The organism is Allobosea sp. 05T422_2 (assembly GCF_056396265.1).
Window position 1 is genome coordinate 1 of sequence record NZ_JBFTLD010000266.1, and the last position, 9,214, is coordinate 9,214.

Genomic DNA, 9,214 nt, shown 5'->3' on the forward strand with positions numbered 1-9,214 from the left:
CCTTCGATTTCGGGCCCTGGGGTGGGCCAGGACCATTCATGTACTGAAAGCGCTGTCGAATCTGAACTGAATAGACCCGAACTCCACGAAAGCTGATCGCCCGCACCCATTTGCGGGCCGGTGCATGCAATCGATCCGATATTCACGAAGGGCGCGTTGACGATGTCTACCTCATCTACAGTATTCGGTGCCGGACTTGCTTTCGCACTGTTCTCGTTCGCCGCGCAGGCTGCCGACCTGCCGTCGCGGCGGATCGAGCCTGCCATTCCCATGCCGCCTGCCTTCACATGGACCGGTTTCTATGTCGGTGCCCAGGCCGGCTGGGCGCAGACCAGAACCGAACTGACGCCGGGCGCCGTGATCGCCGGTCGGGCCGCCGTTGCTTCATTGCCGAGCCTGAACAGGGACGGCGCTACGGTCGGTCTGCTGGCGGGCTACAACTACCAGATCGGCCAACTTGTCCTCGGTGGCGAGATCGACGGCGCAGCCCTCATCACCGGCAAGCAGCGCTTCACCGCGCTGACCGGCGATTTCATCACCGCCCATACCAACTGGGCCGGCTCGGCCAGGCTACGCGTCGGTTATGCCTTCGACCGGTTCATGATCTACGCAACCGGCGGCCTCGCCTTGGCCGACGCCCAGTCGACGGTGACGGGCACGGGTTACTCCTATGGCGCAGGCGACAGCACCCGTCTTGGCTGGACGCTCGGCGCCGGCGCCGAATACGCCATCACGAACAACTGGATCGCTGGCCTGGAGTATCGGTACTCACAATTCCAGGAGGATACCTACACCTATCCGGTTAGCGTCGGCGGGCTCGGGATCGTCGGTTTCAAGCAGCAATTGAGCACCAACCAGGTTGTCGGGCGGCTGCTCTACAAGTTCTGACTCTCTCGACGACTTCCTCCGGGGCAGGCTGCGTGCCGGCCGTCGGAGATCCGTCCTCCCTCCAGTTCCGAAACGGGGCTACGACATGAAATATGCCATTTTCGGCTTGGGCGCCCTGGCTCTGGCCGCCGCCCTCGCCCCGACAGAGGCCAGCGCCGTGGTTTGCGCACGCGGGGTCGTCCGGGCTGGTTGTGCCGGGCCCAATGGTGCGGTMGCGGTGCGACGCCCGGTTGCCCCGCGCGCCGTGGTCGTCACGCCGGCGCGCCGCGGCTGTACGATCATCAACGGCCGGCGCGTGTGTCGCTGATAGCGCGCTGCTGCATGGGCGAACGGCGCTCGCGCTAGCGGGCGATCCGGCTTCKACCGCGCCCTGCCTCACGGCGCCAGGCCATGCCAAGCCTGGAGCCTGAAGGACCACGGTGAGCCTCCGGTCGTCCGACGATCAGATCGTGGGTGCCATCACAGTTTCGGGGGAAGCCCAGCACGTTCGAAGACCGGCACCGACTCCGTCCTGCCGGCCAGCGAGCCCCCCGTCGGCACATCTTCGGCTGCTTGCCGGACGGCCTCTTCGGATTCCGTCAAGCCGTCCGGCGTGTCGTTGGCATCGCTGCCTTCGTCATGGATATTGGTGCGGTCGCTGACGCGACGGCCCGTGGTAGCCGGGTCCGCCTCGATCGGACTTTCGGTCGGAGCGAGCGTTGCGCGCTCGTCCTCGAGCAGCGCAGGGTTTTCGCGGGGCTTTTGCATGGTTTCCTCCTGTCGGGGAGGAAGCCGCCGGGGCGGGATTTGTTCCGGAATGGGCTCGGCGCGTGGAGCGCAAGCATCGCAATTGCCGATCGCGGAGCCGCCGGAGTCGGTGCTCGGGCATCGTGGCCAACGAAGCCGCCGACCGCCCTCGCCGCAACCTAGGCGGGAGTATTCCGCCGGAAAATACGGCGCGGTGACGCCATTCGGGGGTAGCGAACGGCCCCTCGACACTTAGTGTGGGGCGGGGTGCACCGTCCAACAAGCCGGAGCCTTGCAATGACCATCACCATCACCGCCTTTGAACGCTCCCCCGATCGCGGCAGAGGGCTGGCGCGTGACATGCGCGTTCGCTGGGCGCTCGAAGAAGTGGAGCAGCGCTACGACGTTCGCCTGCTTTCCTTGCCCGCGATGAAGGAGCCCGCGCATCGTGCGCTTCATCCCTTCGGGCAGATCCCGACCTATCAAGACGGCGATCTCGTCCTGTTCGAGTCGGGAGCGATCGTTCTCCATATCGCGGAGAGTCACCCGGGCCTGCTGCCCGCCGATGCGAACGCCCGTGCGGGCGCGATCGCATGGATGTTCGCCGCGCTCGCCACGGTCGAGCCACCGATCGTCGAGCGCAGCATGGCGGTGCTCCTGGAACGCGACAAGCCCTGGTACGAGGCGCGCCTGCCTGGCCTCGAGGATCGGGTCCGTGTCCGGCTCGGCGAGCTTTCGCAGCGGCTTGGCGAGGCCGATTGGCTCGATGATGGGTTCAGCGCCGGCGACCTGATGATGGTGACGGTGCTGCGCCGGTTGCACGGCTCGGGCCTCCTCGAGGAATGTCCAAACCTCTCAGCCTATGTCGCCCGCGGCGAAGCCCGGCCCGCCTATCAGCGCGCCTTCGCGGATCAGCTGGCGGTCTTCACCGCCATCCAGCCGCCCGGCTGATGAAGACCCCGCGGCCGGTCGGTTCCCACATTGGCCGCTCCGGCCGGGACATTGGTGGGCCGGCCTCGGCCCCGCCGAAGATGTTGCGCTGCGACGCCATGGGGATGACGCAGATGCTGCGCATCATCCGCCATGACGCGTTCCTCGGGATTACAGCTGGGCGCGCGTCAATGCTGCAATCAGACAGGAGACGACCATGAAGATCGTGACCAGCCTGAGCTTCCAGGGCCAGTGCCGCGAGGCGTTCGAGTTCTACGCCAAGGTCCTGGGCGGAAAGATCACCGCCGCCATATCCTATGGCGACGCGCCTCCGGGCATGCCGATCGCGGACGAGAAGTTCAAGACCTGGCTGATGCATTGCTGGCTCGAGGTCGGCGACCAGGCCTTGATGGGCGCCGACATGGACGTCAAATGGGCTCCCAATATCGACAAGCCGAAGAACGGCTTCGACGTCACCCTGCACAGCGACGACAATGCCAAGGCAAAGGGCTGGTTCGAGCAATTGTCGGAAGGCGGCAAGGCCGTCATGCCGTTCAGCGAGACCTTCTGGTCGCCCGGCTTCGGCTCGCTCGTCGACAAGTTCGGCGTGCCCTGGATGATCAACACCATCCCATCGGCCGGCTGGAAGCCGCCGCAGGGCTGATCCTTCGGACGAGGCGACAGCCAGGACATGAGCGGAGACTTGGTGCCGGCCCGCGTCCGGGGACCTCCCCTGGTGCGGCCGGTGGTCATCTCACCCCTCTGACCCACTCCTCCAACACGCGTCTGATCGCCTGTTCCGCCGGCRCGTCRCGCGTGAAGGCCCACCATGTATGCGCGCCTTGCCAGAGGCTCGCCATCTGCCACCCGAGGCGTTCGCCCCGCGTCCGGTCGCTCGAGAGGCGGCGGCCGAGGATTTCGGCGAGGCGACGGCCCCAGGCCGCGCCGCGGCTGCGCAGCGCGGGATTGCGGATGTCTTCCCTCAGCAGCAGCAGGCCGTTGGTGGCGTCGCGTTCCGCGGTTTCGGACGGCATCAGCCGGATCAGAAGGTCGATCGCGCCCTCAGGCGTCGGCGGTGCCTCAGCGTCCGCCGCCTCGGTCTCCGCGTCGAGCCGGTCCCAGGCGTGCAGGAGAATAGCCTGAACCAGGGCCTCGCGATTGCCGTAGCGCTGCACCAGCGTCGCCGGGGAGAGGCCGCAGGTCTTCGCGGCGCGGGCGAAGGTGAGACCGTCGGGGCCCGTCTCCAGCATCGTCCCGAGAAGTGTCTCGAGAACCTGCTCGTCAGGGATCGTTTTGCGTCTTGCCATGGTAATATATAAACGTACGTTCGTTTATTATTCAACGGAGAAGCCGCCATGGCCAGGATTCTGGGATATATCGCCGCCAGCCTCGATGGGCGGATCGCCACCGAGGACGACAATCTCGACTGGCTGTTCAAATACGACGACATGAACCTCGGCGAGCACGACTACCGCAGCTTCCTCAAGCGCATGCGCACCGTGGTGATGGGGCGGAGCACCTATGATTTCGTAGCGGGAGACGCTTCCGCCTGGGCCTATGGGGACAAGCGCGTCATCGTCGTCACATCGCGGACGATCGACGATCCGAAGGGTCCGCTGGAGGTCCGCAGCGACGTCGATGCGCTGATCCACGAACTTCGCGGGCTGGACGACGGCGACGTCTGGATGCTGGGCGGCGGGCAGCTGCAGATGGCCTTCCTCGAGCGCGGCGCACTCGACGAGATCGAGATCTATGTCATCCCGGAAATGCTCGGTGGCGGCCGGCCGCTCTTTCCACTCACCGGCTTTCGGGCGAGCCCGACGCTCATCAGCGCGCAGGCGGTCGACAAGGGATGCGTGCGGCTGCACTACCGGTTCTAGACGCATCGCCGAGGCCAGATCGCAAGTTCCGATGCCCCTGCGGTCGGCCGGGAACCAGACGCTCTGGCAAGGGAGTCCGACGGCAGTCACAGCTGACACCGCTCCTTCTACATCGCCTTTCCGCAAAGGCGTTTTGCGCTGAATTGGCATGAGCGCGATCGTCCAACACGATGCAAATAGTGATGGAATCCTCGATGGCCATCTGATCGCGCTCTACAGAATAGGCCCCGGACAGAAGTCGGAGAGACCTGTCTAACCGCGTTCTGCGCGGGCTCGCGAAGTGCGCCGACACAGGCCGCAGCCTCGATCGAGACCCGCTATCATTCAAACGCATGATGAAGCGGTTCTAGTGGCATCCGATAAATGCCCCTAACCTTAGGCGGGGCTGGCCATGGTTTCGGAGTCATTTCAAGCACCGGCGTCAGGTCGAGAAAGCCGGAGTGATGCAAAGCGCGCCGGTGTTTCCATCGGGCAAAACGTCTCTGACTACACTTCGAATCGCGATTTTCTTCCTCTTCGTCAAGACGAACGCATGGGGAAGAACCCTGCCGGCGCACCCGCGGTCGCCCCCCTGGGCAGCGTCACCGGGACGGATAACCCTCCCATCCTGTTCCTGCYCCCGGGGTCGGTCGGTTACGGCCCGGGCCTGGCGGCCTTCGCCGCGGCCATGGGCAAGGTCACCCGGGTGGTCCCGATCAAATACCCCGGTCTGCGGATGATATTGAGCGGACAGAACACGCTCGCCGCCATGGCGGCCGACGCGATCCAGCAGATCGGCCGGGCCCAGCCCTCGGGCGATGTTCGCCTTCTCGGCCATTCGCTTGGTGGCGCCGTTGCTTACGAGGTCGCGCAGCGGCTGCTCAGCGCCGGACGGTCGGTCAGGTTCCTGGGATTGCTGGACACGAGCCTCGAGGGCGAACGAAGCAAGTATCGGGAGATCATCACCCGCACGTTCCATCGAATACGGACCAATCGCGTGGCGGCCTCCCGGATGGCCTGCCGCGCCCTTGCGAAGGGGACGGCCGCGATGGGCCACGAAGCGCGCCTGGCGGGGATGCTCGACCGCTATACCAAGGAGCAGTTCAATGCGACCTGCTTCAGAATCCAGCTGGAGCTGCAGGAGGTCTTGCGGGCCCGCGCCTTCTTCGCGTGGCTGGCCGAGCCGAAGCAGCAGCTGCCCCTGGCAGGCACGCTGTTCCGCTGCAAGCGGGAGGGAATGACGAGGGAGCTCGGCTGGGACAGCGCCCTGGCGGGCGTGGAGGTCATCCCGATCGCAGGCGGCCATCTCGACCTCGTCATGGAGCCCCATCTCTCGGCGAACCGCCCCCTGATCGAGCAGGCCGTGGCGCTGAGCTATTCGCCAGCCGCGTCCCACCTGCACGAGCGGAGATTGCCGACGTGACCGCGCCAGCACGACCTCTGGCCGCCGCCGAAGGCCGACCGTCTCGGGCGGGGTCGCAACTCCTTCCCCAGCGCTTTGGATCACGCCGTCCGATCGCGGCGCATCCGCCCAAACAGCAGGTTCTGAATTGAGCACGAGGCCAATGATGATCATCGAGAAGACAAGCGATATTTACACGGGGGCCATTCGCGCATTCCTGGCGGCAAATTTCTTCCTGGACGATGCAGATGATCTGGAGGCCAGCGCCTCGCTCCTCGAGCATGGCATCATGGATTCGACCGGGGTGCTCGAGGTTGTCGGCTTCATCGAGCACACATTCGGGATTACCGTCGAGGATAGCGAAATCCTGCCCAGGAACCTCGATTCCATCCAGGCGATCGCACATTTCGTCACCCGCAAGAAGAACGGGCAGTCGGCACTGGAGCTTTGAGCCGGAGCTCGGGCCGCCGCACGGCAGGGCCAGAGCGAGCGACCTCGTGCGGCCAGTCGGCATGCTCCCCCCGGCGAACTGGCCCATCCATGCGAAGCCGAGCAAGATGCTGGGGGCGATCGCCAGCCCCCCTGCGAGGCGCGCCAGCATTCAAAGCGATCTTGCAGGTCCCGCGCAATGTCGGGCGGAGCCGATGAGGCCGGGCGGGCAATGCACGGATCGGGCTCTTCAGGGCCCGATCCGTGCATTGCCCGCCCGCGCGGCCTCCACGACCTCGCGGATCGCATCGATCACGAGTTGCGGAGAATAGGCATAGATGTTGTGGCCGCTATTCGTGTTCGCGACGAGCCTGGCGTTGAGTGACGTTGCGAGCAAGGTCTGCGATGCCCTCCAGTCCGCGAAGGAGACGCCGCCGACCGGGTCGCGCTCCGGTGGGGAGGATGGCGGTTGCCATGGCTTGTCGCCGGCAAGCACGACGGCCGTCAGTTCCCGCAGTCGAGGGGCAGCCTCGATCTTGGCGAAGGCATCGAGGAGCATGATCGCTTCGGGAGCCGCCGGCGCGGACTGCCTGTTGAGCGCGTCCCATTTCGCCACATGCTTCGGGCTTGCCACCTCGCGCATCAGGGTGTCGCAGCGTCGACCATGACGAGCCCGCTCACCTCATCGGGCCAAGTCCGTGCAAAAAGCGTGGCGATCAGACCTCCGTAGGAATGGGGCACGAGCACGTAAGGGCGCGGTTCGCCCGCTGCCGTCAGCAGCCGATGGAGATCGTCAGCCGCCTGGTCGGCCGGATGCGGCTGGGCGACTGGCGTGGACTGATCCGGTCCGTCGAGCCTCACCCCTGGCCGGTCATAGGCGCAGACGCGGGTGAAGCGGGACACCATCGGAAAGACCGCCGACCCGCCCCTGCGAAGATTGCCCTTCCCCCAGGCCACGGCGTCATAATCGGCCTGGTGGGCCGGGTCGGCGGGATCGAGTGTCTCGCTCCAGTCGGCAGCGCCATTCCCCCTGCCCGAGATCAGCACGACCGTCGGCGATCCGGCGCCAGTGCATTCGAGATAGATCTTGCGGCCAGCGCCGATCGCAACCGAGCCGGAGAAATCTTCGGCAACCGACGCGTCGGCCGCGATGAGGATGAGCGCCGCGGCCAGAGAAAGGCACGAGCGGGATCGTGCTGCAGTGGGCATGACGATCTCCGGTCACTTCAATAGCCCTGCTGGATCGCGACGACGACGGCCGCCACATCGGCCCGGGCGGCGGAATAGTCCTGCAGCGATGGGAAGGGGATGTTGTTGACCATCAGGCTATAGACAAGCCGGCGCCCGCTCCTGGCGTCGATATATCCGGTCTGGGTGGTGGCAAGCGCGACAAGTTGCCCGGCAGCACTTCCGGCGACCATGTCGCCATCCTTGATCCGGACATGCGCGGCCGCCGGCGACCCCGCGCCGTTCAGTGCCTGCGAGCCGTCGACCCCGAGCACGGCCATGCCATCATGAAAAGCGCTGCCCCAGGGCGTGGTCGTGATGTCCCTGAGGAAGGTCGCGAGATCCGACGGCGTCGTCCGGCTGTTATGGCTGCTTCCGGCACCGTCGAAGACATAGGTTCCGGTTGACGACACGCCATGCCGGGCGAGCAGCTTCAGCACCTCGGCCAGCCCATCGCCGCAATCGGGACTTCCGGCCTTCACCGCGGCAAGACAGACCATGAGGTCGGCGCCGCGGTTGTAGCTCACCTTCAGGATCACCTTGACGAACTCGGACAGCGGCGGCGAGACATATTCCGCCACCCGGTTGGCTTCGCGATAGCCGCCCGCGTCGGGCAGCGGCCTGGCGGGGCCGAGCGCAGGCGCGGCGACCTTGACCCCCGCCCGCATGAGCGCCTCGATGAAGACCGTGCGCGCGAAAGCGGCAGGATCGGCGATCTGGGACACCGTCAGGATCGGTGGTCCGTCCGAAGCGATCTTTCCGCTGACCCGAACCACCCCGGCGCCCCGTGTCGTCACCTCAAGCGGCCCGGCCGTGCCGGCAACCGTGGTGACGTCGTTCTCGACGGTGATGGCAGCGCTCTTGGGACGCCAGTCGAGCTTAGGTTTCTCGCCGGGCTTCGTCGGCGTCACCATGATGTCGATGACGTTCTCGTTGACCCAGATCGGAGCGATCGGCCCGGACGAGAACCCCCGATAGGTCTCGAAGAGACGATCGTCGATCATCACATCGCCGGTGATTTCGCGGATACCCGCAGCCTTGACCTGCGCGGCCAGGGCATCGAGCGCCGCGAGCGGATCGCTGTTCCCGACATAGGCGCCGCCCGGGAAGCCGGTAGAGGTGGTGTTGTGGTCGACCTCCGGCAGGCTGTTGAAGCCAAGCTTGTCGTTGGGCTGCTCGCGGAGCCCGAAACTGAAATCACCGGACGCGACGAGGACGAGATCTCCGTCGAGCACGTCGCCCTTGAGGTTGCCGAGCCTGTAGACCGGTGTCCGGAAACGGTAGTCGGCGCCATAGCGGTCAAGGGCGGTCGCAACGCTGTAGGTCTTCATGACCGAGGCTGGCAGCAGCGACTTATTCCCAGCCTGATCGATCAACGTCTTGCCGGTAGCGAGATCGGCGAGGTGGATGCCCCAGCTCATATGGGCAAAGATCGGCTTGGCTCGGAGGCGCTCTATGGCCTGGGCAACAGAGGCAGGAACCTCTCCGGACACCCCCGCGGCGGGATCAGCGGTCGCTCCGCCCCCCGCCGACAGCACCGCCAGGAGCGCGATCGCGACATGTCTGATCACGGTCATTGCCTGTCCCTGCCTCGCCAGCCGCGCTGTTGCTTCATCATCCGCTTCGGCACCACTTTCTGGCGGCGCCAGTCGTCCATCCCGCCGTCCCGCCGCATCCGATCGACATGCACCGGAACGACTGCAATCCTAGATCGCCGTGCGTCCGTTCGGACGCAGGAGCGGCGATCTAGCTC

General features: G+C 65.8%; 12 protein-coding genes. 7 read left to right on the plus strand and 5 right to left on the minus strand.

Going from position 1 to position 9,214, the window contains the following annotated elements:
- Positions 1–162: 162 nt before the first annotated feature.
- Positions 163–888, plus strand: coding sequence for an outer membrane protein (locus AC1DJT_RS30210; RefSeq protein WP_441506798.1), 726 nt, complete (start codon positions 163–165; stop codon positions 886–888).
- 85 nt (positions 889–973) lie between these two features.
- A complete protein-coding gene (locus tag AC1DJT_RS30215) occupies positions 974–1,195 on the plus strand; it encodes a hypothetical protein (RefSeq protein ID WP_074471640.1) in 222 nt (73 codons plus the stop codon).
- 152 nt (positions 1,196–1,347) lie between these two features.
- On the opposite strand, the gene AC1DJT_RS30220 is transcribed toward AC1DJT_RS30215, so the two are convergent.
- A complete protein-coding gene (locus AC1DJT_RS30220) occupies positions 1,348–1,635 on the minus strand; it encodes a hypothetical protein (RefSeq protein WP_441506796.1) in 288 nt (95 codons plus the stop codon).
- 276 nt (positions 1,636–1,911) lie between these two features.
- On the opposite strand from AC1DJT_RS30220, the gene AC1DJT_RS30225 reads away from it, so the two are divergent.
- Entirely contained in the window at positions 1,912–2,565 is a 654-nt protein-coding gene (locus AC1DJT_RS30225; protein WP_441506795.1) for a glutathione S-transferase family protein, read from the plus strand.
- 196 nt (positions 2,566–2,761) lie between these two features.
- On the plus strand, positions 2,762–3,208 hold the full coding sequence (locus AC1DJT_RS30230; RefSeq protein WP_441506794.1) for a VOC family protein: 447 nt from the start codon (positions 2,762–2,764) through the stop codon (positions 3,206–3,208).
- An 85-nt stretch (positions 3,209–3,293) separates the two neighbouring features.
- Here AC1DJT_RS30230 and AC1DJT_RS30235 read toward each other — a convergent pair whose 3' ends face one another.
- Positions 3,294–3,851: a TetR/AcrR family transcriptional regulator gene (locus AC1DJT_RS30235; protein WP_476835491.1), complete on the minus strand. Its 558-nt coding sequence runs from the start codon at positions 3,849–3,851 to the stop codon at positions 3,294–3,296.
- A gap of 48 nt (positions 3,852–3,899) precedes the next feature.
- Here AC1DJT_RS30235 and AC1DJT_RS30240 point away from each other — a divergent pair, with 48 nt between their 5' ends.
- The 3 genes from AC1DJT_RS30240 to AC1DJT_RS30250 all read left to right on the plus strand — a co-directional run bounded on the left by AC1DJT_RS30240 (position 3,900) and on the right by AC1DJT_RS30250 (position 6,256).
- Positions 3,900–4,424, plus strand: coding sequence for a dihydrofolate reductase family protein (locus AC1DJT_RS30240; protein WP_441506793.1), 525 nt, complete (start codon positions 3,900–3,902; stop codon positions 4,422–4,424).
- A gap of 391 nt (positions 4,425–4,815) precedes the next feature.
- Entirely contained in the window at positions 4,816–5,826 is a 1,011-nt protein-coding gene (locus AC1DJT_RS30245) for a thioesterase domain-containing protein (RefSeq protein ID WP_476835492.1), read from the plus strand.
- A 145-nt stretch (positions 5,827–5,971) separates the two neighbouring features.
- On the plus strand, positions 5,972–6,256 hold the full coding sequence (locus tag AC1DJT_RS30250) for an acyl carrier protein (RefSeq protein ID WP_441506791.1): 285 nt from the start codon (positions 5,972–5,974) through the stop codon (positions 6,254–6,256).
- Between the two features lie 228 nt (positions 6,257–6,484).
- On the opposite strand, the gene AC1DJT_RS30255 is transcribed toward AC1DJT_RS30250, so the two are convergent.
- The 3 genes from AC1DJT_RS30255 to dacB are packed head-to-tail and all read right to left on the minus strand — an operon-like array spanning position 6,485 to position 9,038.
- Complete coding sequence (locus tag AC1DJT_RS30255; RefSeq protein ID WP_476835493.1) at positions 6,485–6,877, minus strand: hypothetical protein; 393 nt, start codon at positions 6,875–6,877, stop codon at positions 6,485–6,487.
- A complete protein-coding gene (locus AC1DJT_RS30260; protein WP_476770445.1) occupies positions 6,877–7,443 on the minus strand; it encodes an alpha/beta fold hydrolase in 567 nt (188 codons plus the stop codon). Before AC1DJT_RS30260 ends, AC1DJT_RS30255 begins: the two co-directional genes overlap by 1 nt.
- 17 nt (positions 7,444–7,460) lie before the next feature.
- Complete coding sequence (dacB, locus tag AC1DJT_RS30265) at positions 7,461–9,038, minus strand: D-alanyl-D-alanine carboxypeptidase/D-alanyl-D-alanine endopeptidase (RefSeq protein WP_441506789.1); 1,578 nt, start codon at positions 9,036–9,038, stop codon at positions 7,461–7,463.
- Between the last annotated feature and the right edge of the window lie 176 nt (positions 9,039–9,214).